The organism is Legionella quinlivanii (assembly GCF_003265995.1).
Classification (GTDB): Bacteria; Pseudomonadota; Gammaproteobacteria; order Legionellales; family Legionellaceae; genus Legionella_C; species Legionella_C quinlivanii_A.
Map to the genome: position 1 here is coordinate 24,539 of NZ_MVJN01000011.1, position 26,073 is coordinate 50,611.

The window sequence follows — 26,073 nt, forward strand, 5'->3', positions numbered from 1 at the left end:
TTTTCAATAGGCCACATTTTCATAATGAATTTGTTCACGGAACCTGGCATGAACGCTTTAGAAATTAGACAATTACGTAAAATCTACGGCAATAAAGTAGAAGCCTTAAAAGGAATTGACCTGACTGTAAAAACAGGCGATTTCTTTGCTTTACTGGGAGCTAATGGGGCTGGAAAATCAACCACCATCGGACTTATCACCACATTACTAACCAAATCCTCTGGCAGCATTCGCATTTATGGCTATGATTTGGATGAACATCCCTATCTTGCCAAATCCTGTCTTGGCCTGGTACCTCAGGAATTTAATCTTAATATTTTTGAGACCTGCGAGCAGATTTTACTTAATCAGGCTGGCTTTTACGGGATTTCACGCATTAAGGCGAGACCTCGGGCGCATTTACTGCTTGAACAATTAGGAATCTGGGAAAAACGCCACAGTATTGTGCGGCATTTATCAGGAGGTATGAAACGCCGACTGATGATTGCAAGAGCCTTAATGCATCAGCCGAAAGTGCTCATTCTGGATGAACCAACCGCCGGAGTGGATATTGAAATCAGGCGAAGCATGTGGGACTTTCTGAAGCAAACCAATGCACAAGGAACTACCATTATTTTGACCACCCATTATCTCGAAGAGGCAGAGCAACTCTGCAAACACATTGCAATAATTGATGAGGGAGTGATTATAAAAAACACCTCGATGCGAAGTTTGCTTAATAGCTTGAATCATCAGACCTTTGTATTTAACACACAGGAACCCATTGAACAATTGCCCATAATGCCGCTGTTTGAAACCAGCCTGATTGACTGTACTACTTTTGAACTACGGGTGAATAACAGCGTCTCTCTGAATGAGGTATTCGCAGAACTTTCGGCGAATGGAATTAAAATTCAAAGCCTTCGCAATAAAACCAATCGGCTTGAAGAACTCTTTCTGGATTTAATCAATCATGACCATTAATCAACAGTTGATTGCTTTTTATACCGTAGTAAGACGCGAGTTAGTGCGTATGTTTCGCATCAGCTCACAGGTATTTTTGCCACCGGTTATCACCACCGCATTGTACTTTTTAATTTTTGGGACCTTAATAGGTCCGCGAATTGGAGATATCCAAGGGGTCAGCTATCCCGAGTTTATCGCTCCTGGTTTGATTATGATGACAGTCATTACCAACGCCTATGGCAATGTATCAACTTCGTTGTTCACCGTTCGCTTTCAGAAAAGTATTGAAGAAATCCTGGTCAGCCCCATGCATGATGGGCTGTTGCTATTGGGATATGTAATTGGTGGTGTGCTTCGGGGTGTAATCGTTGCCTTTCTGGTTTTCCTGGTATCCTGGTATTTCGTGCCTATTGATCCACACCATCTGCCCCTGACGTTGCTTGTAGTGCTGCTGGTTTCTGCTATCTTTTCTCTGGCTGGCTTTACCAATGCAATGATCGCCAGAAATTTTGACGATGTCATGCTGATTCCTACTTTTGTGCTGACTCCCCTGACCTATCTGGGAGGCGTGTTCTATTCGACAGCTATGCTGCCTACATTCTGGGAGAAGCTTTCGCATTTAAATCCTATACTTTATATGGTCAGTGCTTTACGTGGCGCAATGATTGGCAAACAAGAGATGAGCATGTCTTTGTCGATGTGCATTATTTTTGTCTTGATCGTATTATTAATTGCAGCTAATATGATATTACTGAAAAAAGGGGTCGGATTGCGTGAGTAAGCTCACAAGGGAGGTCAGATGGCAGCAAACATTTTGAGGGGCTATGCGGATGAGCTCACACGCTTCATCAGAGAGCACAAGGAAGATGAACAAGTCTGCAAACGTGCATTAGAGCTCAAAACTGACCTGGAAAAAATTACCAGCCCCGAGGCGGCCCTGGCGCTATTTAGCACCTACACCAAGAATAAAACGAATACCAGCCCATTTACTCATTTTGCCCCCCTGTCGCTGTCAGGTATAGTTCAACGATGGGAAAGATCTTTGACCACGAATGAGGCTAACAGAAAAGCGACCCTCACTAAAATCGCCCAGATTTCTTTAACACCTGAAGCTGAAACATTACGTAAACTCTGCCTTGAGTTACTGGACAATAGCAATTGTATTCTGGAATGCCGTTTTAATGCTGTTATCGGCCGATTAAACAAACCCGAGTTTCCGGTCTTGGCAGATTATATGCTCGCTCTGGAAAACTCAGATTTTCCGGTCATACTCCGGCCCGGTGATATACTGGCGAGAACCCCCAGAAACTCCTCACATGCACAGGGGTTGCAATTGATGGCTAATATCTCAGCCAAATACTCTTTCCGGCATTTGCCTGAGCATGCCTTAAACAGTGACGCCAATGATTTCATGCAGGACATTCTAATTGTTTATAACAATATTTTTCCGGTACCGACCATCCAGACAGTTCAACAACCGGATGAGGACGATGAACGGCCCTGCTGCATAGTCTCCTGAACAACAGCATAGTGGGATAATTACGATCTGATAACCCCAATATGCTTATATTAAAGCCATCTCCAAATTAAAGTTCATTCCCACTACAGGGATTAGAGTGACTTTGCTACACTATAAAATCGAGCTGCTTATTCCCGTAATAAATTGTTTTTTTTATTCTCAACGCAAGCGTTGACGTCTTCATTAAACCTGTTATATGGTTAACAAATCAATGCTGATTTAGACAATACGTTGAAAAATTCGATGAATTGTTTAAGCGTTTTCATGGAAGAGAGCATTCATTGATGCATTTAGGGAGATGAACATGTTTGGACTTTTGGCGACAATGATCGGCACCAAGGTGGTTTCCGGTGAAGTTATCGCAGGCACGGCTGGTGTGATGGCCGGAACATTTCTGGGGAGCTATTTAACCTCTTTAAAAGCGCAATCTGACCAAAAAAAGCTTATTATGCAAATGAGCGGCCTGAACAAGGCAGCAGGAGAATTCATAAACTTCAATTTTGCAAGCATCCTTGAAATCACTGTCAAAGAATTAAACCTGCTGGATAAAGGCTGCGAGCTGCAGTTAAATCTCGGAACCTTATTAAAGCCAGAAATGGACAAATTCTGCCTGCTTCATGAGAGTCCGGCAGACGGGAATATTTTCCAGATTCATATGCTGCAGGAGAGCAGCCAGCTCATGACCCCGCCCGATACGCTTGCCTCTTCCATTGAGCGGACCATCCATGAATATTTTGACAGCTACCTGAAAAACCGCGAGGTGATTAACTCTGAAAATCGCGCACTAGCTAAGGCTACTGTGCAAATCATGCGGAACACTACAGTGCTCTTAATCCAGGCGATGAAAGGAATAGCGCAGCTGCCAGGATATGAAAATGAAGAACGCCTTGAAAAATTCCGAACTATTATCACAAGCTATTTTCAGAATATTTTAGACAATGAAGGTCTTACCGAAAATTATAATAAAACGATTGCGGATTATTTTGTAAAAACTCAGAAGCAGCGCACCACGCTCGCCCAGGAAGTACAGAAACATTTTGGAGATCTAATTGATCAATTAATTGTCGAGCAGCGAGAAATTAGTGTACAGACCATGTCTGTCCATTGTACCCGCGATCTCTATGACTTGAATAATCATTTGATGGAATTATTTGCCCGCTTGTTTGATGCACAGGCAGGAGCAGATGCCACGCAGATTTCTGCCTATAAAATAACCCAGAATATGTTAAGAGCAGATACTTCCCAGGCAACCGGAAAAGTTCCCTTTAACGAATATGGTATTTTCAAATTACTGAAACCTCTGGCAAAAGTTTCAGAAGGACTTAATCGTCTTGCCCAAGAGGAGGATGGATTATCCTTTGTGCGTTACCAGGATATTTTTGATAATCCCAAAGCAATGGCAGACATTACATCCTGGGATCCCAAATACGGTTTCTTACTTAAAACCCCTATTGATCAAAATTGCAGAGATCAGTTATCACGAGAAATGATAGCCATTTTCAAGCTTTTATTTATTTGCCAGGCACTTGAGAAAGACTTTCTTGAGTCTGCAATTCAGTATGGCTTCAAAGGGATGTCTGAAAAGGGTGAATACAAAGCCAGGCGTCTGGTGATCCATATTTTTTACCGAGAGGCAATGAGGCGCTTATCTGACTTCTTTGGGTATGCGCAGGTTAAGGAATTGCTGGATTTGATGAATGATACCAAATGGATGAGAAGCAAGAAGATGCCGCTCGTCAATCCCAAACAATCTTTCATGTCGATTACGGAACCTCTCGATGACAATAAACTGATAAAACGCACCAGCTTCATTACTAATTCGGTGTTTCAAAACAACCTTGAACAACTGGAGTTTCTGCGCCGACGCATGCAGTATCTTCATGATGGGCTTGATAAGCTTAAGAACTATGAGCCGGATGAACACAAAACGCCCTTTGATGCCAACAGTCTCACTAAAGAAGACCGAATTTATCTGTTTAATATTGCCAGAACCTTTGAAGAATATGGTTTAACCCGGTTACTTGGCTTAAATCCTGAATTACCCTCACAATTTTCAGAAATAGATAAGTCTGAAAATGAAGTATTTACTTCTCTCAAGTTTACCCAACTGCAATTGATGAATGTGAATGACGCCATCAATAAACTATGCAGTAAATTGCATATTTCCTCATCATATACTACTGGAAAAATTGCAGGAGGTCAGGTCAGCAGCTGTAAAATCAGCTTTGGAGGAAATGAAGCTGAAATACCAGACGGCCTTTATCAATTCCTCAAGCAAATGAACAGTCCCATATATAAGTGGAATGCGACCAGCTCGCTGCTCGGTCTTGGATCTGAGCAGTTGGAATTCGTTTTACTTTATCCCAGACATGGCAGTTTGCTTTCGTTTATTGAGTTTTATAAACGATTGCGGGATTTTGAAAACAAAATCAGAGAGAAATGCCGGGAAGAACTTGCCCCTCCCCTGCACCAGTTTTTTCAGGCACTCGGAGATATCACCGCCCATATGGGGGAGCTTATCAGGCAGATTGATATCAATGGTGAGCGAGTTAAAAAACTGCAAACCCGAAACAAGCTGTTGACAAAGGAAAATATCCAACAGCAGACGCAGATAGTCAGCCTTTCAAGTGATATTGCCAAGGTAAAGGGGCAATTTAGCGAAACACAGGATTTGGTCCAGCAATTAAAGGCAAGCAATAAAAAACATCTGGAAGATGTAAAGAAAATTGAAAAGGCCAATGAAGATCTCTTTACAACTATCCTTGCCGATTTTCATCGCAACGTGAAAGATATTAAAGAACTGAAGAGCACTCTGGATGATAAATTAAAAGATGTCCGGGAAATTCTTTCAGGTGACAATTCAAAAGTAGCCCAGGAAGCAAGTAGAGAGTTATCTCTGCTCAAAGAGAACATGCAGGGCAGAATTGGCAGCATTCTCGAGCGGTTCAAGCTATACGAAGAAAGTTTTAATAGAGCGAGCGAGAATTTAAGAAATGATTTTCAGTCCCTGAAACTAAGCATGAGCAGAGAACAGGAACTGATTGAAGCGCTGGAACTAAAATTGAATGAAGCCCTGGTTGAATTACAAAAACAAAAGGATCGCGCTGATTTTTATGAGGCTAAGGCCGATCAGGCCAGAGTAATTGTTCATAATTTTTCCAATCTTTTTGACTTTCTGGAAAATAAATTCAGCTCACGTCTAAGCTTCTGGTCTTCCTATCGCACCGTAAAAACGGAAAACATTCTGAATTTTATCGAGCTGGTGTTAAGTAATCAGCAGTTTTTGAAGAATCATCTGGCTGAACATTCAGAACAGGATATTGAGAGGGAAATTAATACTTATCTGGATAAAAGCCAGGTAATTAACCGATATCATGGGTTATTCAACAATAGCTCATCAAGAGCTTTGATTAAACATATCATTGTGCTGTTTCAACGGGGTAATTTAATTAATGTATTGAAAAATGACGGGATTTCCTATCATGACAGGAAAATCACGCTCAGTAATACGAATGAGCTGCAATTTACTGAACCTCAAAGCAATAAAGAATATTCAATTGCCTGCAGGATTCAACCGATTAGTTGACAAGGCATGGTCCTTACTCTCTTTCAGAGAGAGGTTTTGGAATCAACCCTCAACCTAGCCCTCATTGCCATTAAGGACTTCTGTCATTCCCGCGAAAGGCGGGAATCTATTCCTCAGTCGGCATTGTGGCTAGCTCAGAGATGGATCCCCGCCTTTCGCGGGGATGACAGTTTAATATACAATTGAGCTTACTTAATGGCAGTGAGGCTTTTAATGTTTATCTCTTATCTTTCTTTTTAAATCCAATGGCCTCTAAACGTTGCTCGGTGAGGGGATGCGTTGAAAAAGCACTGGTCAGTGATTTAACCGGGTCAATACTGGAGGGATCAAATAAATACGAAGCCTGTCTTAGCTGTTCATGTGCAGTTCGTCCATATTCCTGGGTGTATTCCTCGGCATTGGCTGCATGATCTTCCGAAATTTTAAGCAATGCTCTGGCCATCGGTTCATTATCACGCATGAGTTCGACAGCCCCTGAGTCGGCCATGTACTCTCTGGTACGGCTTAAAAATAATGCCAGGACGACAGTCAATATGGGCAACACCCAGCGCAAAACCATAATAATCAGCAATAAACGATTATCCTGGTTTCGGCGATCTCGTTTGTAAATCATCGAATAAAAAAGCACATCAATCACTAGCAATAAAATATTGCTCAATACAGCAACCATTAATGTCAGTTTGATGTCCTGATGACGGATGTGGCTTAATTCATGCGCCATCACCGCCTGCAATTCGGCGCGATCAAGCTTGTCTATTAAACCTCTGGTAATGGCCACCATTGCCGATTTTTCGCTGTAACCACTGGCAAAGGCATTCATGTAGTTTGCTTCAATGAGGAATACTTTGGGCATATACTTTAGTCCCGCAGAAACGCGCATCTCTTCCACCACATTGTACAACTGCTTTTCCTGTAGATTCTGCGCTGTTTCCGGTGTAATTTCCCGATATTCTGTACCCATTAACATAATCCGGTCGTACATGGCATAGGTAATTAGCAAGGAAATGACGGCGATACCGCCCATGATCAATGTTGCATAAGGAATGACCTGAAGGGTCAGCAAGGCATGAAAAGCCTGACCCACAGTCAGATTGGGATTAGTGGACTGCAGAACAAATACATCCGCCACCAAACCCACCCCGGTATAAATCAGGATGAAAAGGAGGATGACTATCCTCGTTTTGCGCTGGTTTTTCTGCAACTGGGCTCGCCAGTCACCTACCGAAGCATGGTAGTCTGATAGCGGCATGGCTTACTCGGAAAACTTGACAGTATAATCTTCACGGGCCTTGATTTGATCTTCCGGTAAAGACCAATACTCGAACTCTTTATTCAGTTTGTCAGCAAAGAAATTTACTACCATTGCCTCTACGAAGGATTTTTTCTTGGCATAATAGCGCTCGATGCTGTCATTATAGGCTTGCTTGGCGTAGGACAATTTGTTTTCTGTATTCACAATTTCCTCTTGCAGCTGAAGCATATTCTGACTGGCCTTCAAATCAGGATATTGTTCAAATACCAGATTGATTCCTGATGCGATTTGCGAAATCTGATTCTCTGCATCCATTCTCGCTTTTTCATCGCCAGAAGCTCTTGCGGCCTGTGCCTGATTACGTAAGGCAACTACATCTTTCAATGTCGTTTTTTCATAATCCATGTATTTGTTAACGGTTTGTATCAAGGACTCAAACACTTTGAAACGGCGATCTAGCTGGATATCGATTTGCTTTTTATTATTGTTAATCGCCTCAATCATTCCGATGAGGGTGTTATAGATGCTGATAAGCCAAAATGCCAGCAGCGCCAGGATCACCAAAACGAATAGAAGAAACTTTCCCATGTTATTCATCCAATTTTGTTTTATATTGAAGTTATAGCTATTTTTAGATAAAAATCAAATTACTTGGTTTTGTTACGATACAGCGGCTTGCAAAAACAGTGACTTGACTTTAGCTTTTTTGGTTCATAAAATGACAATTTTTAAAATTTTTCTTCTATGAGCGAACTTCGTACTCACAGCGAGCAAGACTCCTTTACTACATCGTTCAATGATGTTATTGAGCATGCCCAGTATATTCAGGGGGCGAGCGATTCTTTTCAGCCCCACCCATCAGGAATGCTCTGGGGGCTTGGATTCATGTATCTCGGTGTAGCCACCTCAACACCCGCCCTTACTATGCTTGGCTTAGGCTTGTTTGTATGTCTTGGTTTGCGTTGCCATGAACGATTAAATCTTTATAGTCCTTCTTTTTTTAGCCTCCGGCCAGCAAGAGACGCAGATGAATTGGTATCGCCAGCATTGCAATGGGTATAAGAACCGCTTAACTACCGTTAACCCGAATTCGGCTCTGGTTCAAGCATCACTTGGATGCGTCGGACATGCCGAGGCAAGTATAGGGTGAAATTAATTGCAATATAATTCAGTATGTTAAGAAGTGGTTAGCCATGTCATCTCGAACGTAGTGAGAGATCTCCGAATGCTGGCACAAACCAAGATTAGGGAGATCTCTCACTACGTTCGAGATGACGGCAACCCTCGGTTAGTTGGAGTCAGAAGCGAGCGCTAGGAAACTACCGCCTCTTTTTTCTTCTTTAACAGAGGCTTCAAAAACATTCCGGTATAAGATGCCTTGTTTCGAGTGATATCTTCCGGAGTACCTGTGGCAATGATGTGCCCTCCTTTGCTTCCCCCTTCAGGTCCCAGATCAATAATCCAGTCGGCTGTTTTAATGACATCAAGATTATGCTCGATGATAATAATCGTATTCCCCTGATCCCTTAGACGGAATAAAACGCTTAAGAGTTGTCTTGTGTCATGAAAATGCAAACCAGTGGTCGGCTCGTCCAGGATATACAAAGTATTTCCTGTGTCACGTTTCGATAATTCACGAGCCAATTTGATGCGCTGGGCTTCGCCTCCCGACAATGTAGTCGCGCTTTGCCCCAGACGAATATAGGATAAACCCACATCAATTAAGGTCTGACACTTTCTGGCAATGACTGGAATTGCATCAAAAAAGCTGCGCGCATCCTCAACCGTCATATCCAGCACTTCATGAATATTCTTACCCTTATATTGGATTTCCAGTGTTTCGCGGTTATATCGTTTTCCTTTACAGATGTCGCAAGCCACATAAATATCGGGCAGAAAATGCATTTCCACCTTGATCATCCCATCGCCCTGACAGGCTTCGCAGCGTCCGCCTTTCACATTAAAGCTGAAGCGCCCAGGTTGATAGCCGCGAGCCCGGGCTTCGGGAGTGCCTGAAAATAATTCCCGAATAGGAGTAAACAAACCGGTATAGGTCGCGGGATTGGAGCGCGGGGTGCGCCCAATAGGGCTTTGGTCAATATCAATAACCTTGTCACAATGTTCGAGGCCACTTATTTTCTTAATCGAGCCCGGGGTCATCACACTGGCACGATTGAGTTGATTGGCGGCCAAAGGATAGAGAGTGTCATTAATCAAACTTGATTTACCCGAACCAGATACCCCCGTTACACAGGTCAATACACCTAATGGAATACTTACATTTACATTCACCAGATTATTGCAGCAGACACCGGTGAGATGCAGCATGCGCTCATCGTCCACGTGCTTGCGTTGTCTAGGCACTTCGATAGAACGAACCCCCGAGAGGTATTGCCCGGTGAGGGATTTCTCTTCTGCCATAATTTCTTCCGGGGTTCCCGCGGCGATAATACGCCCGCCATGCACCCCGGCTCCGGGTCCGATATCAAGAACAAAATCCGCAGAACGAATCGCGTCTTCATCATGTTCGACCACGATGACGGTATTACCCAGATTTCGCAAATGGGTGAGGGTTTTTAGCAGGCGATCATTATCGCGCTGATGCAAACCGATTGAGGGTTCATCGAGAATATACATGACACCGACCAGACCGGAACCAATCTGGCTTGCCAGACGGATACGCTGGGCTTCTCCCCCGGAGAGGGTTTCAGCGCTGCGGGCTAAGGACAAATAATCCAGACCGACATTGACCAGGAATCCCAGGCGCTCACAAATTTCCTTATTAATTTTACCGGCAATCTCGCCCCTGTTTCCACTCAGATGAAGCTGCTTGAAGAATTCATAGGCTTTTTCAATGGAATAGTTGGCGATTTCTGGCAAATTGATATCATTAATAAATACATTGCGCGCTTCCTCTCTCAAACGAGCGCCCTTGCATAATTGGCAGGGGCGGGAAGATAAATATTTGGCCAACTCCTCGCGCATCATCGATGAGTCTGACTCGCGATAGCGGCGCTCCATGTTGGGAATCACCCCCTCAAAACGATGTTTTTTAAGCAGGTAGCCGCCATGAGAGCGATGGTAGCGAAACTCAATTTCCTCTTTACCACTCCCATAAAGAATAATGTTTTGAACCGATTCAGGCAATTCTTCAAAGGCAAGCTCGATATTAAATTGGTAATGCTCAGCCAAAGACTCTAGCAAGGGGTAATAATAAGTGGTTTTTTTATCCCAACCACGAATTGCACCCGCACCAAGACTTGCGGTGCGATCATGTATAATGCGCTCCGGATCAAAATACTGATCAACACCCAGGCCATCACAGGAAGGGCAGGCTCCCACCGGGTTATTAAAAGAAAACAAGCGCGGTTCTAACTCACTCAAGCTATAACCACATTCCGGGCAGGCAAACTTGGATGAAAAGACAATTTCCTCGAAATTACCATCGAGGGAAGCAACAATGGCAATACCTTCTGCCAGATTGAGCGCGTTTTCAAAAGATTCACTAAGCCGTTGTGCAATGTCTTCCCGAATTTTAAATCGATCCACCACTACTTCGATGGTATGTTTTTGACGCAGCGCCAGCTTGGGAGGGTCGTCAAGTTCGCAGAGTTCACCATCAATTCGAGCCCGTACATAACCCTGGGCCTGCAATTGCTGCATTAATTGTAAGTGCTCGCCCTTACGCTCTTTCACCACGGGCGCTAATATCATTGCCCGCTGTTCCGCAGGGAGCGTCAGTACCTGATCCACCATTTGGCTGATGGTTTGAGCATGTAAATTATGATGGTGCACAGGACATCGCGGTTCACCTACCCGGGCAAACAACAGACGAAGATAATCATAAATTTCAGTGATAGTTCCTACAGTCGAACGCGGATTATGAGACGTCGCTTTCTGCTCAATGGATATCGCCGGCGAAAGCCCCTCAATCGAATCAACATCCGGTTTTTCCATCATGGACAAAAATTGTCTGGCATAGGCCGACAAAGATTCCACATAACGGCGCTGCCCTTCCGCATATAGCGTATCAAAAGCAAGGGATGATTTTCCGGAACCGGATAAACCCGTAATGACTGTTAACTGATTTCGCGGAATGTCCACATCGATATTTTTCAAATTATGTGTTCTGGCGCCGCGTATACTAATCCTGTGCATGCCTGACCTGCTTAAACAAAAAACAATCAATTATACCCTTTTGATGCCAGCTTGTGGAGTTAATTAAAGCGGATTATGCAACTGACGATAACAATAATAGCCTATTAGCAGAGATTATGATGACTAAACTGATAAAATCTTTTGTTTTAAGTCTTCTTGTATTTTCTTCGTTCAGCCATGCTGATAAATTTTCTTCATTAATTACCGGGAAACCCAAAGTCTCGCCCGTTCATTTTACTGGGGATAATGAGAGTGTTCATTAAACTGTATCATTACTCACAGACAGGCAGGCCGTCATCTCGAACGCAGTGAGAGATCTCCCAAATATGCCTGGCATGAAACGTTCCCGGGATAATAGAATTCATCGCCAGATGCGCATATTACAACGCTTAGTCTTACCGCGCGGCAATGACAATCTATGGTATAATTCCGTAAACTGGATTTGATATTTAGCCTGCCATGCGAATTTTTCTATATTTTATTTTATCTTTCTGTTTTTCAGGTTCACTTCCTTCTGCCTATGCTGAACCCAATCTGAAAGAAATTGAGCAAACCATCAGTGATTCAGTCATCACGACGAAAATTAAGGCCAAATACACAAAACACACAGATTTAAACCCCTTAAAAATCTCGGTATCTACAGAAAACGGGGTCGTCACTTTGAGCGGACACGTCAATGATCGACAGGCCTTTGTCGATGCCTTAACGCTCGCCAAATCAACCAAAGGCGTTAAATCGGTAGAGATTGAAAATCTGGTAATCAAACCAGTCAATATGGGATTAACGGATGCCTACATTACGGCAAAGGTTGAAGCAGCCGTTTTAAAAGCCAAAGTGTTTGATGATGAATCCATCCCTTTAGTGGGTATTAAAGCCAGCACCAGCAATGGTACGGTGACGCTGAGTGGAAAGGTAAAACAGGAAAAATCGATTTTGGCAATTGTCAAGCGCGTCAATCAGGTACGCGGTGTAAAAAAGATTATTTCTAAACTACAGGTAAACAAGGACGACTCATGACCTTATTTAAACGCTTCAAATATTTCCTATGGTATTTTGGAACATTCCAGGTGCCTCTGATTGGCCATTTACGCCCCAAGCTTCTGGTATTAAATGATGATCAGATTGTAATGAAAATCCCATTGCGTCGACGAAGCCGAAATCACCTTAACTCCATGTATTTCGGTGCACTGGCTGTTGGCGCAGATGTCGCCGGGGGACTTCACGCTTTTTATTACGCCAACAAAGAGAAGTTAAACCTTTCTCTGGTTTTCAAATCCTTCCATGCCGAATTCCTTCGACGTCCGGAATCGGATGTTTTTTTTGTTTGTGATAGCGGCAAAGAGGTCAGAGCGGCGCTATTTGAATCTAAAGAAAGCGGCGAGCGCGTGAATAAGAAAGTAGCAATCGACGCCTTTGTCAATTATCCGGAAAAACCGGAAAAGATTGCGGAGTTTATTCTCGAGCTATCGGTTCGCGTTAAATAGGTAATCCCCACTGCCATTAAGTTAAGCTCAGTTGTACATAAACTGTCCTCCCCGCGAAGGCGGGGATCCATTTCTAAGCTCGCTATAATGCCAATTGAGGGATGGATTCCCGCCTTCGCGGGAAAGACAAAATTTCCTTAACTGAATGGCAGTGAGAGTTAGAGAGGGGCTTAAAATCTCAGGATAAACCCGAGAAACTGTTTTTACCGCCCTGTTTGACCTTATACATGGCATAATCCGCGCCTCGTAAAAGGTCCTCGATGTTCTGACCTGCCTCTGGATAAGTAACACAGCCTATACTGACCGATACTTTCACAATATTATTTTCCAGTACCAGAGGGCGTGAAAGAGATTGAATCAACCGATTAGCCAGTACCGCCAACATTTCCTGATTAAGTAAATCATTTACAATAATAATGAACTCATCACCGGCCAGACGCGCCAGATAATCTTGCTTGCGAATCGCTTTTCTAAACAGCTGACTCACTTCAATCAGTAGTAAATCACCAATATGATGCCCAAAGCTGTCATTGACCTGTTTAAAGCCATCCAGATCAAGAAACATTAATGCAAACCGGCTATTACTCCGCTTCGCGCGGCTTAAGCTCATTTCGAGCATTTCAAGGCAGGCACGACGGTTAGGCAGTTGGGTAAGCTCGTCATGCAAGGCTAAATGTTTTAGCAGATAATCTGCTTTTTTTCTTTCCAGTGCCAGACTTAATTGTGTGGCCAGAATATCAAAAAGACCCAGCTCATTTTCATTGATGACTAATTTTTTTGTTGGATAAAACTCAAAAATACATTCCACCTTATCACTTAAAAAAAGAGGCACGGCGATCACCTGATTTAAGGTAAGTTTATTCCACTTATTAACCAGAATCGCCTTGAATTTTTCAATGTCAACGCCAGATAATTGTGACTTTCCTTCCTGCCATGCTCTCCCCGCCAGCCCTTCACCATAGGCTAGCGAAAAAGGAGGGAACTCCCCCTCCCCTAACATTTCAGGTTCAATCTCTTTTTTAGACCAGATAGCTGTAGCCACCATGACATTGGCGGCGGGGTGATAGCGATAAAGAATACCTTTGGAAAAGGGAGTTGTAAGGCCAATCAGCGATAAGCAGTTCCTAAGCGCCGTATCGATATCATCAGACATTAAAACCAAATGAGTTGATTGATCAATTAAGTCCATTTCCTTGATTTTTTTTGATAACTTGGCCTGGGTTAACTTAAGGGCACTGATATCAACATGCGTACCAACAACCCGTCGAATTTTACCATCGGGATCGAGAATGCCTTGACCACGGCAAAAGATCCATACCAGCTTTCCATTTTGATGTCTGTAACGAACCTCCTGTTTGAAAGGAAAGCGGCCTTTGGAAAGCAAATGTTGTTTTAAATTGTTTTCGACAATAGCAAAATCTTCAGGAATCACATGCTCTCTAAAAAAATTCACATGTGAATGAGAATAACGTGCATCCAGACCTAAAGAACGAAGCAATTTTTTTGACAAGCGGCATTCTTTCGTCTCCAGATTAATATCCCACCAGCCATCAGTCGTTTCGTCAAGAATGTGATCGTAAAGAGCAATATTCTCGCGGAATAAGTTGACACTGTATTCACGAGCCATTAATTCCTGTTTTAAGGCGTTGATATCCGAAATATCACGTAAGCTAAACGAATATCCCAGGAACTCTTTTTCTTCATTCAGAAAAGGGCTGGCTTTTAACATTACCAGGGACTCTTCTCCATTTAGATTGGTCAACGGCAATTCCAGGTTTTTTATTGCTCCTCTGTCCGCCAGTATTTTAGCTATATCCCTTTTAATTTTTTTATCTTTTAAATGCAATACATCAAATAAACTACGTCCCAAAACACCATTTTTTCTAAAATAGCCCATTGAATCAACGAACGTTTCATTACACTCCGTAATTAGGTTGCCCGTATCAATGAATAAAAGCATATCAGGGGAGTATTCATAAATGCGTTCATACTTGGCTTTCATTTCAGATAATTGCTGGTTTCTGTTTTGCATCGTATTACGCAGCTTTTCATTTTTCATATTGACGCTGTGTTTCAAATAATTAATAAATGCCAAAAGGCCGGTGATTATCAGGCCAAAAAATAAAAAGAAATCGGGCAAAACAGGGCTATTGCTTCGTAAATAATTGTTACTTGGCCAGATGAAGAACCGCAGTTCACCCGCAAGAGAATACACCTCCAGTTTATCGGCAAATCGCAAATTGCTGCTATTACTGGGTTCAGTAGACAAACGCTCAAAAAGTATATGCTGATTATCAGAAATCCTGAGATTAAAGCCTCGCGGCAGAAGACTGTTAATGGTATCGGATAGAAATTTGGTAAAATCGAAAAGCATAAGCCTGTTTGAATCATTCGCACTCAGCAAACAGAGATAATAATGATTATTTGACTGCTTTCGAGAAACTACTGTTCGTATTCCGGTACTTGTGGATGGGGCATTATCGCAGAGCGGCGCCCACTCGCCCTGATTCACCGCCCGTTGATTGCTATTGGTCATTAAACCCTGGTTTGCCTGCCATTGGATATATACCAGGCTCGACATATCTTCGAGGTAATGAACAGCATCTTTTTTTATTCGTTCATCGTCTATAGGTGAATCGCTGACCCGATAGAAAAAGCGCCTTGCCGCTTCAGCCTGAGATCCAAGAACAGTCTTGATTTCATTACTGACCACCATCGCCTCATTTTGAATTTTTTTCTGTACATTGTATTCAAAATCCATATACAAAAACTGCCAGAACAGGATGGACGCAAGTGTTCCGGTAACCACTATCGCAATAGTTTCGATCAAACCCACATAAAAACTCCGAAAACGAAGAAGAAACAAAGTAATAAGGGAACTGCTTAAAAAGATAATACCCAGTGCGGTCTGGATCGACATAGCGGTCAAACCCGACCATAGATAAACGGCTTTAATCTCAAGAAAATAGGAAATAGCCGACAGGAAAGTCAAGCCAAAGACTACACAAACGAGGGCTAGTTGGGTGAAGCGTATAATTCTCGAATGACATTTAAGGTGCATCAGAAGAGCAGTATTTAATAAAATTAAACACAAGGCCGTATTTGGAGCCATCCGTCCCGGATAGGTCACGTTTAGGTCCATGTAACCAAACAGGTCATCTATACGAAAATTCATATCGGTCAGATATTGAGCAAAGGTCAGAACAGCCAGAAGATTGGCAAACTGGCTCAAAATTAACGCCAACTTTTTCCTTGAAGGTAAGGCCAATATAGAGATGCTGCTCAAGGCAATGCACAATGCAGTATTAAACTGCATGGGATAATGACTACCTGCAAAGATATGAATCTGTGATGCAGCCACAATCCACAGCATCATACCAAAAAGACTGATCAGCAAAGATAGTGAAGCAAATATTTTTATGGTAATGATATTGCGAAATTTTTGCATATTATTTAAAAAGAGCACTTCCGTGTCACTCCATTTTTAACGCCGCGAGGCTTTTGCTTTTACCAATTACTCCCCTTAAGTATAGACAATATTACCTCCATCCCCATTGCCCACGGCCATTAAGTTAAGGAATTGGTCATTCCCGCGAAGGCGGGAATCCACTCCTCAGTTGGCATTATCGCTAGCTCAGAGATGGTTCCCCGCATTCGCGGGGAAGACAGTTTAATAGAAAATGGGGCTTAACTTAATGGCACGACCCTCATTACCGGCGTTTCTTCACGCCCAGAATTTTAAGCAGCTGATCAGTAAGCTGACGAAAGAACTGACGAACCAATTGCCGAAATAAGCTGTTTTTGCTTAATTGATCAATCATTGAAGGCTCTGCCTGCTCCCTTGGTTTTCGTTTCTTACTTTCATCCAGGGTCATATCGATAGTATTCTTTTTGCGCTCTGCAAGAATTTCGGCTGCTGAACGCGTATTGACCTTCCGCCGATATTGCGATACCAGAGAGGATTGTTGGACCACTGAACTTAGCTCTTGCTCAGTTAAAGCGCCCATACGCGATTCGGGCGCTCTGATCATGCACTGAATTAATGGCGTCGGCTGGCCTTTCCCATCCAAAGCACTGAGTAACGCTTCTCCAATGCCCAAAGAGGTTAATAGCTGCTCTGTATTATAATAGTTAGTCGGTGGAAAGTTCTGAGCCACCAGCTTCATGGCCTGTCGATCTTTAGCGGTAAAGGCGCGCAGGGCATGCTGAATTTTCAAACCTAACTGGCTGAGAATGCTATCAGGAATGTCCTTGGGTGTTTGTGTACTGAATATCAGACCAATTCCTTTTGAACGAATCAGTTTGACAATGGTTTCCAGCAGATTGAGCAGGGCCTTACTGGCATTTTTGAAGATAAGATGCGCTTCATCTATAAATAACACCAGTTTCGGCTTATCCGGATCCCCTAGCTCTGGCATCACACGGTATACATCCGATAAAAGCTTCAGCATGAATGTTGAAAATAGCTTGGGTTTATCCTGCATATCCATTAATCGAAGAATGGAGATAATGCCTAACCCCTGATTCGTTGTGCGCATCAAATCCATCACATTAAATGCGGGTTCTGCAAAAAAACTGTTACCGCCCTGCGTTTCGAGTTCGATAATTTTACGGGTGATAATACCTATCGACGAAGAAGCGATTCCACCAAAACGGGATTCTATCTCTGTCTTGCCGGCATCTGTCTGTACATACTGTAACAAGGCTTTGAAATCACTTAAATCGATTAAGGGAAGTTGCTCTTCTTTTGCATATTGGAAGATAACGGTTACCACACCGGATTGCGTTTCATTAATGTCCAGCATCCGTGAAAACAGAATGGGACCAAAATCAGCGACTGTCGCTTTGACAGGAACGCCTTGCTGCTCGTCATTCAAAGTTAGAAACTCAACCGGAAAACCGCGCGGGGTAAACGATAAATTCAAGTCCTGGCAGCGCCTTCGTAAAAAATCATTTTCCACTCCCGGTAAAGCCAACCCTGACACGTCGCCCTTTATATCCATGACCAGACTGGGAACACCGGCGAGTGACAATTGCTCGCAAAGCACCTGCATGGTTTTGGTTTTACCACTTCCGGTGGCGCCAGCAATCAACCCATGCCGGTTAAAGGATTTCAGTACCAGATTCACCGGAGAGTCAGGCAATAGCTTGTTATCAAGCAGAATTCCACCAATATCCATTACCGGATACTCAGCGGCGGCATATGCTTTGCGTAATTCCTCATTCATTTTTGTAACTTCCTTGCAATACTGATCTTTTGCCTAAGTATAATTCAGTTTACCGGTCATCAAGAGAATTTATCTTTATCCATCATCTCCATGATAAATAGTCTAATCATTTCACCTGGCAATTTGGGCAAAGACCATAGATATTCAGCGCATGGTCAGTCATTTTAAAATTGGCACGTTCAGCAATCAGCCGCTGACGCTCTTCAATCACCTCATCGACAAATTCATCCACCCGTCCGCATTTAACACAGACAAGATGATCATGATGATCACCCTGGGTCAATTCAAAAACTGAATACCCTCCTTCAAAATTGTGTCGGGCAACCAGGCCAGCAGCTTCAAACTGGGTTAAAACTCGGTATACCGTGGCCAGGCCTACATCCTCGCCCATGTCCAATAATGCCTTGTAGACATTCTCGGCGCTAAGATGGTGTTCTTTAGACTGTTCAAGGATTTGTAATACCTTGAGTCTGGGCATGGTAATTTTTAATCCAGCGTCTTTTAACTGTTGGCTCTCTTCCACACAGGCTCCTTAAAAAGCTAATCGATTGGAGTGTCTTTCTACGAATGACATGCTATTATGGCGAAATTTTTCAGGACAGGCAAAATTATGCGATTGTTACGTTTATTACTTGCTCTTACAATTTCATTCGGCATTGCATCGTGCGCCTCTTATGATTTTTCAAGACGAATCGTTCAGCAGGGTAATCTTTTACCGCAATCCACTGTATCTCGGCTTAAGACAGGCATGAGCAAACAAGATGTCGCTATTTTATTGGGAAGCAGTCTTTTGAGCCCAACCTTTAATAATAACCGTTGGGATTATGCCTACACCTGGCGCAAAGGCAGCTCACCGCTCAAGGTAAAAAACGTTTCCTTATATTTCAGTAATGGCGTGCTGACTCGTATTGAGCATTTTCCCTAGACTTTAGCGGTTAAGCCTGGCTGCAAGCCGGGTTTAACCAGCATGCACTGCCATTTCATTTTACAGCTTTGGCTCGAATACGCCTTTTTTCCTTGGGGTCATTGGTTAATTTACGATAGACCTCCACCCGGTCCCCGTTTTTCAATTGCGTATCAGCAGATACTTTTCTTGAGAAAATACCATAATCCAATTCCAAAACCTCAGGGTAGACGTCCAATAACCCAGATTGTCGGATCGCATCTCCAACAGTGGCACCATCAGCCAGCGAACATTTAACCTGAAATATCTCTTGTCCCAAAGGAATAAACACCACCTCAATGTCAAGCATACAAATTCTCTGCCCGGTCACAAAACGCATCCACCATCTTATTGGTAATTTGCTCAAAAATAGGGCCCAGCAACATCGAAAACATTCTGCCGGCAAACTCAAACTCGAGGTCGAAAGAGATTTTGCACCCTTCATCAACCTCATCAAAACGCCAGAACCCTTCTAAATGGCTGAAGGGCCCGTCGACCAAACGAATTTCAATCATTTTATTTGCTTGCAAACGGTTGCGAGTTGTAAATGATTTATTCATTCCGGCAGCCGAGATGAGCAATGTCGCCTGGACCTCGTCAGCGTCTCGATGATGTATAATACTTTGACTGCAGTATGGAAGAAACTCGGCATAATGCTCCACTTCATTAACCAGTGTATACATTTGCTCGCAACTAAATTTCACAATGCGTGACTTTTGTACAATCGTCATGCCTTTTCTCCCAGCAATCTTTTTAACCAGCTATCTAAATCATTAATCTCACTTTGACAGATAGAATGTTCCATCGGATAGTCTTTTATGGTCAGATCATGATAACCCCTGGATTCTAAAAACCTGCAAGAGTAGTTAGTCCAATCGGGTAAAACGACATTGTCAAAACGTCCATATCCTATAAAAAAAGGCGTTTCGCGGGGTAAATGGAACTGGCATTCACTGGCAAGAGGCAAATAGCCGGAAAGCGACACGACACCGCCAATTGCCTGAGGGCGGTTCAAGGCCGTATGCAAAGCCATTGCAGCTCCCTGGGAAAAGCCAGCTAATATAATCTGCTTTTCAGTCATGCCCGTTTCAAGCTGCGACTGGATAACCGCATTGATTTGCTTTTCGGATTCCTTGATTCCCTCGCCATCTTCGCGATCGGTTAACTCAAAGCCGACGATGTCATACCAGGCCGGCATGTGCATGCCGCCATTTATCGTCACAGGCCGAACGGGAGCATTCATAAACACATGACGAACGGGCAGCGTGCTTATTGGATATTGTGATGCTAACCCTGACATATCCGAGGCGTCAGCTCCTAAACCATGCATCCAAATTACCGAAGCCAACGGCGGTGTATCTGGCTCTTTTGTGTAAACGTTCAACAAAGCTCTCCGAAAAAAGGGAAATTATCACCAATGCGCTATCACAGTGCAAGAAAAAGCAATGATTCCTGATGAAACTGACTTATTGATTCAAATGGCCTGAATTTATCCCTGGACAAATTGATATCCGTTTTAAAGCTCAGCGATCTGGCAGGATCGTTAAAAGCATGATAAAATAACCTCCTTGATGTATTATTTGTAATCAACCAGCCCAATGATAGAGCAAATCGAGTCCTTCCTCCTGTTCCTGCAAGAAAAAAAATCCAGAAAACTATCTCCTCAGGATTGGAATGAGGCTTGCCGCTTACACCAGACTGCCGATACAAAAGACTCCGCTAAACGCCTGACAGAAGGACTTGCCGCTCAATTAAGTCTCCCTGAAGACTGCATTGGCCAATACATCTCTAAAACCGACTGCAGCAGCGACACCAGATGGTATCATTTTAATTACCTGCAGGAGAATTATAATCAGGAAAACCTCACTTCATTTGCGATACAGGCCTCGTCCCTGCTGCCTGCTGAAAATGGTTTAAACCTGACGCCCTACGTCTGGTTTGAATTATACAAACGCTTTGATACCCAGGAAAGGGAGCGATTATCGAGGCCTTTTTTACAGCTGCATTTAGCCCGTCTTCAAAATCTTAATCATGATAATCTGATTGCCGCTTTGGCAGAAAAAAAACCGCGGCGAAATTGTACTCCCTTCTTTCATTCTCAACCCCCGAGTAAAAGAAAACGGCAGAGCCAGGAGGAAATCGATTATTCGACCAATCGGCTTATTCTGGCGAAAAACGCTTCCAATACATTTTGTCAGTCGCCGCTAAAAGACAAAGGCGTTCGCATAGCAGAAATTCAGCCGACAAGCCCTGGGGAGAACTGCCGCACTTATCTGAAAGTAGGAAGAACGCCGGGTGGCCGAGAGGCACGCCTGGCCTATAGAACAGAGACCTCAGAGTTATGGACTCATACGACTCCTGATAATAACCCGCGTTTTAACGGCGCGCTCAGGGTGCCCGGGCAGTCTGTGGCCACCCTGAAAACACGATTCAAGCATATCTGGGAACGAGCTGGCAAAGTTACATTTACGGCAACCCTTCACCAGATTGAAGAAAATCAGAATAAAAAGCGTCCATGCAATCAGTTTACAATCTTCAGAGCGGCCTGCAAGGACGTGTTTAAAGCCCATGGCGTAGAAATTGATGCCGAGTCTACAGGTCATATGTTTCACTGGACGCATTTAATTGCCTTATTCCTCGGAGGCGAGCACGATCAGCAGTCTATTACCGCGGCAACGAGAGCAGCCAATCTCAATATACTGGAAGCTATCGAAAACGACACCGCTGAAAAACTGAAACAGCAATGGCCAAACGTTCCGAGTGTACGCATTGAGGTAACCCCTCACTATCAGCAAGATAATTTAATTCCTCAAACCCTGCACTTTATGCTGAGCTGGACAGAAACCAACTCGCATGGAGTGACAGTTGCACGTCAAAAAGAACATTTTATCAACGCCTGCTCTCATCAGCGCTACAACAGGGCCATGCTCGATACCTTTAAAACACTGGATCAACTGGAAACGGAGCGAATCAGCTCACTTGTGACGGCCTAATCTTTCCATCCAGGATATCCTGTCAAACCGCTCACAAGATGCCTTGTTTTATGGATTGCACACTAAACAGACTGTGAATCATTTACACCGCGGCTCTTTTATATCACACTGACGATGATTATAATTAAATACGGACATGGAGTTTTTCTATGAAATTATCAGGAAAGATCCTTGGGCAAGTGCTGTTAGTTGTTGTGTTGATAGCCAATGTGTCAGCCTGCGGCCAAAAGGGACCGCTTTATTTACCAGAACAAACAGCCCCTGAATCCTGACCAACCCGAGAGCCAAAACATGAGTCTGAAATTCACAAAGATGCACGGTTTAGGCAATGATTTTATCGTCATAGACGCAATTAACCAAACTGCCAATTTAACTGCCAAAGAGATTATTGCGCTGAGCGATCGTCATCGAGGCATAGGCTTTGATCAATGCCTCATCGTTGAACCGTCAAAAGATAAATCGCTTGATTTCTTTTATCGCATCATTAATGCGGACGGGCAGGAGGTGGGACAATGCGGAAATGGGGCACGCTGCATTGCCCGATTTCTCTACCATTATGGCCTGACTACTAAAAAGAAAATACGCGTCGGTACGCATACCACCACCATGCAGCTAATCCTGAATAAAGATGACTCTGTAACCATTGAAATGCCGCCACCGAGTCTGAATCCCAAAGAGATCCCTTTCCTGGTGACCCAGCAGCAAGACTCTTATGTATTATCATTAGCCAAGGGGAACAATGTCGCCGTTCATGCAATTAGCGTTGGGAATCCCCATGCCGTAACTCTGGTAAATGACATTCAGAAAGCCCCGGTAAATACCCTTGGCGAGGAAATCAGTTTTCATCCCCTGTTCCCGGAGCAAGTCAATGCGGAGTTTATGGAGATAATTACCAATGATCGCCTGCAGGTTCGTGTTTATGAGCGCGGCTGCGGTGAAACCCAGGCTTGTGGCAGCGGAGCCGTCGCTGCTGCAGCTATCGGCCGCCTTTTTTACCAGATGGAGGAAACGATTCAGGTGGATCTGCCTGGCGGTGAACTCCTCGTAAAATGGCAAAATCAGGCCTCCCCCATTTATCTTACTGGTCCTGCCACTTTTGTCTATGAAGGAACTTTACTGTTATGCGGATAGTCATTCTGGGAGCAGGCCAGGTCGGGGGAACGCTGGCACAAAATCTGGCCAGAGAAAATAATGATATTTTTTTAATCGACCAGGATGAAAGCCGCCTGCAGGAGTTGCAGTATCGTCTTGATATACAGACGGTGCGCGGAAATGCAGCCTATCCGAGTGTATTAATTGAAGCAGGTATTGAACAAGCCGATATGCTTATTGCGGTTACAAATAGCGATGAAATTAACATGATGGCCTGTCAGATAGCCTACAGTCTCTTTCGCACGCCGACCAAAATAGCTCGTATTCGATCGCATAACTATTATAAATACCCGCAGCTATTTCAGGATGAGCATGTTCCGGTTGATGTATGCATCAGTCCGGAAAAACTGGTAACTGACCATATCGAAAGTCTTATTGACTATCCCGGTGTATCTCAGGTTCTCGACTTTGCTGACGGCCATGTATTAATGGTGACTATCAAGCCGTTATCCTCGGGTTTAATGGTAGGCAAGACTATCAGGCAACTTCATGAACATCTCCAGGGGATTGAAGCGCGCGTTGTGATGATCTTTCGCGATAAGGACGTACTCTCACCGCAGGATGAGATGCAGGTTGCCAGCGGTGATGAGGTCATTTTTATTGCCTCCCCACAAGCAATTAAAGAAGCACTGATTGCGCTTGGACGCTACACTCACCCCAATCGACGTATCATAATTGCCGGCGGCGGGCATATCGGTACCGAGCTGGCGCAGGCTCTGGAACATCGCTATCGAATTAAAGTGATTGATCGAAGCCCTGATCGAACCCATGATTTGGTGACTCAATTGCACAAGGGCACTGTATTACAGGGTGATGTCGCCGATCGTGATCTTTTAGTCAATGAAAATATCGAGTTTACCGATGTGTTCTGTGCAGTAACTAACGACGATGAAGTCAATATCATGTCATGTCTGCAGGCAAAACGTCTGGGCGCCCGCCAGGTAATGGCCCTGGTTAACCGCAATGCCTATGTGGATCTGATTGAAGGCAGCAATATCGATCAGGCTATTTCACCGCAGCTGATTACAATTGGCAGTATTCTCACCAAACTGCGCCGCGGGAATATGGTTAAGGTGTATCGCTTCCAACATAGCGAAGCAGAAGCTGTAGAATTAATTATTCATGGCGATGAGCACACTTCGAAAGTAGTTGGACGCCCAGTGAGTTTATTGAATTTACCGGCAGGCTGTTCAATAGCAGCCTTATTTCGTAATGGCCAGGTATTAATGGTTAATCCTGAACTGATATTGCTATCAGGAGATCACATCATCCTTCTGATTTTAAAGAAAAAATATATTAGCAACATTGAATCGCTCTTCCAGGTGAGCCTGAGTTTTGTGGGTTAATAATGCAAATTAAAACGATTTTACGCATCCTTGGCATTTTGCTCATGCTGTTTAGTATCAGCATGCTCACTCCTATCCTTTTTAATATCATTTTCCGGGAAGATTTTCTATGGCCCTTTATAATCGCCTTCCTTTGTACTTTTGGTACAGGCGGCTTGTTATGGCTGCTCTTTCGCCAAAGCAGAAACGAGCTTAAGACTCGAGATGGCTTTTTAATCGTCGCCCTTTTCTGGAGCGTTCTCTGTTTATTTGCATCGCTGCCCTTTCTGTTTGCAATACAAAGTCCTAATCCAGTTACTGACGCTTTTTTTGAATCGGTCTCGGGCTTAACTACAACCGGCGCTACAATTATTGGTGATCTCGACAGTCTTCCGCATGCTGTTCTGTTCTACCGCCAGCAGCTGCAATTTCTGGGAGGTATGGGTATCGTAGTTCTCGCGGTGGCCATATTGCCTATGCTGGGGGTTGGTGGTATGCAGCTGTATCGAGCTGAAACCCCTGGCCCAATGAAGGATAGCAAACTCACCCCGCGGATTGCCCAAACAGCCAAAGCGCTATGGTCAATCTATGTTTTATTAACTCTGCTGTGTATGCTTTGCTATTGGATAAGCGGAATGGATTGGTTTGATGCGCTGGGCGAAAGTTTCTCTACCGTTTCCACAGGCGGCTTTTCCATGCATGACAACAGTTTTGCATTCTATCAAAGTGAATTGATTGAGTCGGTCGCCTGCTTTTTTATGTTATTGGGAGGGACAAACTTTGCACTTCATTTTTTTACCTTCAAAAAACGAAGTTTAAAACATTACTGGCAGGATGAGGAATTTCGCACATATGTCAGCTTTCTTTTAATTGCTACTCTGATTGTGACCGGTAGTCTGGTGATTTATGACTTCTTTGATATCAGCCACAATACCGTGATTACCGTATTGTTTAACATAATTTCCCTGGCAACCACCACAGGCTTTATTGCCGAACCATTTAATGACTGGCCCACTTTTACACCTATCTTGCTAATAATGCTTGGTTTGATTGGCGGCTGCGCTGCCTCAACCAGTGGCGGCATCAAAGTCATTCGCGCCCTGCTCATTTTTAAGCAATCCAGGCGAGAAATGATTCGTTTGGTTCATCCCAATGCTATAGTGCCCATCAAAATTGGCAAGCATTGTCTGCCAGAACCCATTTTGCAATCCATGTGGAGCTTTATTTCTGTATTTATTGCTTTATTTATTCTATTGCTGTTAATTTTTATGGGATTCGGCAATGATTTCCTTACTGCATTTTCCGCAATTGCCGTTTCTATTTCCAATTCAGGAGCAGGTTTAGGAGCAATCAGTGAAAATATGGCCGTCTTAAATCACTGGAGCAAATGGGTTCTTATCTTTGCTATGGTTGCCGGACGCCTGGAAATTTTCTCTTTATTGATTTTATTTTCCCCTCGCTTTTGGGAACGCTAGAAGTTGCGCTGTA

General features: G+C 43.6%; 22 protein-coding genes. 13 read left to right on the top strand and 9 right to left on the bottom strand.

The annotated features are described in order from the left end of the window. Window positions 1-48 precede the first annotated feature (48 nt). From B1207_RS13485 to B1207_RS13500, 4 genes are all read left to right on the top strand, one after another. Entirely contained in the window at window positions 49-963 is a 915-nt protein-coding gene (locus tag B1207_RS13485; protein ID WP_112220458.1) for an ABC transporter ATP-binding protein, read from the top strand. Beyond that, a complete protein-coding gene (locus B1207_RS13490; RefSeq protein ID WP_112220459.1) occupies window positions 953-1,726 on the top strand; it encodes an ABC transporter permease in 774 nt (257 codons plus the stop codon). Before B1207_RS13485 ends, B1207_RS13490 begins: the two co-directional genes overlap by 11 nt. An 18-nt stretch (window positions 1,727-1,744) precedes the next feature. Beyond that, window positions 1,745-2,464, top strand: coding sequence for a hypothetical protein (locus B1207_RS13495; RefSeq protein ID WP_112220460.1), 720 nt, complete (start codon window positions 1,745-1,747; stop codon window positions 2,462-2,464). A gap of 304 nt (window positions 2,465-2,768) precedes the next feature. Next, window positions 2,769-6,050: a hypothetical protein gene (locus tag B1207_RS13500; RefSeq protein WP_112220461.1), complete on the top strand. Its 3,282-nt coding sequence runs from the start codon at window positions 2,769-2,771 to the stop codon at window positions 6,048-6,050. 217 nt (window positions 6,051-6,267) lie between these two features. Here the strand turns inward: B1207_RS13500 and htpX are convergent, their stop codons facing one another. Further along, a complete protein-coding gene (htpX, locus tag B1207_RS13505; RefSeq protein WP_112220462.1) occupies window positions 6,268-7,299 on the bottom strand; it encodes a zinc metalloprotease HtpX in 1,032 nt (343 codons plus the stop codon). 3 nt (window positions 7,300-7,302) lie between these two features. After that, window positions 7,303-7,890: a LemA family protein gene (locus tag B1207_RS13510; RefSeq protein ID WP_112220463.1), complete on the bottom strand. Its 588-nt coding sequence runs from the start codon at window positions 7,888-7,890 to the stop codon at window positions 7,303-7,305. Between the two features lie 156 nt (window positions 7,891-8,046). On the opposite strand from B1207_RS13510, the gene B1207_RS15865 reads away from it, so the two are divergent. After that, on the top strand, window positions 8,047-8,364 hold the full coding sequence (locus B1207_RS15865) for a hypothetical protein (protein WP_146740070.1): 318 nt from the start codon (window positions 8,047-8,049) through the stop codon (window positions 8,362-8,364). A gap of 249 nt (window positions 8,365-8,613) precedes the next feature. On the opposite strand, the gene uvrA is transcribed toward B1207_RS15865, so the two are convergent. Then, window positions 8,614-11,460 carry an excinuclease ABC subunit UvrA gene (gene uvrA, locus B1207_RS13515; RefSeq protein ID WP_112220464.1) on the bottom strand — a complete coding sequence of 949 codons (2,847 nt, stop codon included), beginning with the start codon at window positions 11,458-11,460 and terminating at the stop codon, window positions 8,614-8,616. A 459-nt stretch (window positions 11,461-11,919) separates the two neighbouring features. Between uvrA and B1207_RS13525 the strand changes: the two genes are divergently transcribed. Together B1207_RS13525 and B1207_RS13530 are read left to right on the top strand one after the other, a co-directional pair. Continuing rightward, a complete protein-coding gene (locus B1207_RS13525) occupies window positions 11,920-12,477 on the top strand; it encodes a BON domain-containing protein (protein ID WP_112220466.1) in 558 nt (185 codons plus the stop codon). Continuing rightward, a complete protein-coding gene (locus tag B1207_RS13530; protein WP_112220467.1) occupies window positions 12,474-12,944 on the top strand; it encodes a PaaI family thioesterase in 471 nt (156 codons plus the stop codon). Before B1207_RS13525 ends, B1207_RS13530 begins: the two co-directional genes overlap by 4 nt. Window positions 12,945-13,122: 178 nt before the next feature. Here the strand turns inward: B1207_RS13530 and B1207_RS13535 are convergent, their stop codons facing one another. The 3 genes from B1207_RS13535 to fur form a co-directional block, all read right to left on the bottom strand. Then, window positions 13,123-16,320, bottom strand: coding sequence for a sensor domain-containing diguanylate cyclase (locus tag B1207_RS13535; RefSeq protein ID WP_172458308.1), 3,198 nt, complete (start codon window positions 16,318-16,320; stop codon window positions 13,123-13,125). Window positions 16,321-16,654: 334 nt separating this feature from the next. Further along, a complete protein-coding gene (locus tag B1207_RS13540; RefSeq protein WP_112220469.1) occupies window positions 16,655-18,172 on the bottom strand; it encodes a helicase HerA-like domain-containing protein in 1,518 nt (505 codons plus the stop codon). A gap of 106 nt (window positions 18,173-18,278) precedes the next feature. Continuing rightward, window positions 18,279-18,695, bottom strand: coding sequence for a ferric iron uptake transcriptional regulator (gene fur, locus B1207_RS13545; protein WP_112220470.1), 417 nt, complete (start codon window positions 18,693-18,695; stop codon window positions 18,279-18,281). Window positions 18,696-18,752: 57 nt separating this feature from the next. Here fur and B1207_RS13550 point away from each other — a divergent pair, with 57 nt between their 5' ends. Further along, window positions 18,753-19,097, top strand: coding sequence for an outer membrane protein assembly factor BamE (locus B1207_RS13550; RefSeq protein WP_058507975.1), 345 nt, complete (start codon window positions 18,753-18,755; stop codon window positions 19,095-19,097). Window positions 19,098-19,152: 55 nt separating this feature from the next. On the opposite strand, the gene B1207_RS13555 is transcribed toward B1207_RS13550, so the two are convergent. The 3 genes from B1207_RS13555 to B1207_RS13565 are packed head-to-tail and all read right to left on the bottom strand — an operon-like array spanning window position 19,153 to window position 20,499. After that, a complete protein-coding gene (locus B1207_RS13555) occupies window positions 19,153-19,425 on the bottom strand; it encodes an RnfH family protein (protein WP_112220471.1) in 273 nt (90 codons plus the stop codon). Beyond that, the gene (locus B1207_RS13560; RefSeq protein WP_112220472.1) at window positions 19,418-19,846 is read right to left on the bottom strand and encodes a type II toxin-antitoxin system RatA family toxin; all 429 of its coding nucleotides are present in this window, start codon (window positions 19,844-19,846) and stop codon (window positions 19,418-19,420) included. The genes B1207_RS13555 and B1207_RS13560 overlap by 8 nt, the downstream gene beginning before the upstream one ends. Beyond that, the gene (locus B1207_RS13565; RefSeq protein ID WP_112220473.1) at window positions 19,843-20,499 is read right to left on the bottom strand and encodes an alpha/beta hydrolase; all 657 of its coding nucleotides are present in this window, start codon (window positions 20,497-20,499) and stop codon (window positions 19,843-19,845) included. The genes B1207_RS13560 and B1207_RS13565 overlap by 4 nt, the downstream gene beginning before the upstream one ends. A 214-nt stretch (window positions 20,500-20,713) precedes the next feature. Here B1207_RS13565 and B1207_RS13570 point away from each other — a divergent pair, with 214 nt between their 5' ends. The 5 genes from B1207_RS13570 (at window position 20,714) to B1207_RS13590 (ending at window position 26,060) form a co-directional block, all read left to right on the top strand. Further along, window positions 20,714-22,108 carry a DNA/RNA non-specific endonuclease gene (locus B1207_RS13570; protein ID WP_112220474.1) on the top strand — a complete coding sequence of 465 codons (1,395 nt, stop codon included), beginning with the start codon at window positions 20,714-20,716 and terminating at the stop codon, window positions 22,106-22,108. 149 nt (window positions 22,109-22,257) lie between these two features. Further along, complete coding sequence (gene lptM / locus B1207_RS13575; RefSeq protein WP_112220475.1) at window positions 22,258-22,380, top strand: LPS translocon maturation chaperone LptM; 123 nt, start codon at window positions 22,258-22,260, stop codon at window positions 22,378-22,380. 19 nt (window positions 22,381-22,399) lie between these two features. After that, the gene (dapF, locus tag B1207_RS13580; protein WP_112220476.1) at window positions 22,400-23,239 is read left to right on the top strand and encodes a diaminopimelate epimerase; all 840 of its coding nucleotides are present in this window, start codon (window positions 22,400-22,402) and stop codon (window positions 23,237-23,239) included. After that, complete coding sequence (trkA, locus tag B1207_RS13585) at window positions 23,230-24,606, top strand: Trk system potassium transporter TrkA (RefSeq protein ID WP_112220477.1); 1,377 nt, start codon at window positions 23,230-23,232, stop codon at window positions 24,604-24,606. The genes dapF and trkA overlap by 10 nt, the downstream gene beginning before the upstream one ends. Window positions 24,607-24,608: 2 nt before the next feature. Then, the gene (locus B1207_RS13590; RefSeq protein ID WP_112220478.1) at window positions 24,609-26,060 is read left to right on the top strand and encodes a TrkH family potassium uptake protein; all 1,452 of its coding nucleotides are present in this window, start codon (window positions 24,609-24,611) and stop codon (window positions 26,058-26,060) included. The last annotated feature ends 13 nt before the right edge of the window (window positions 26,061-26,073 follow it).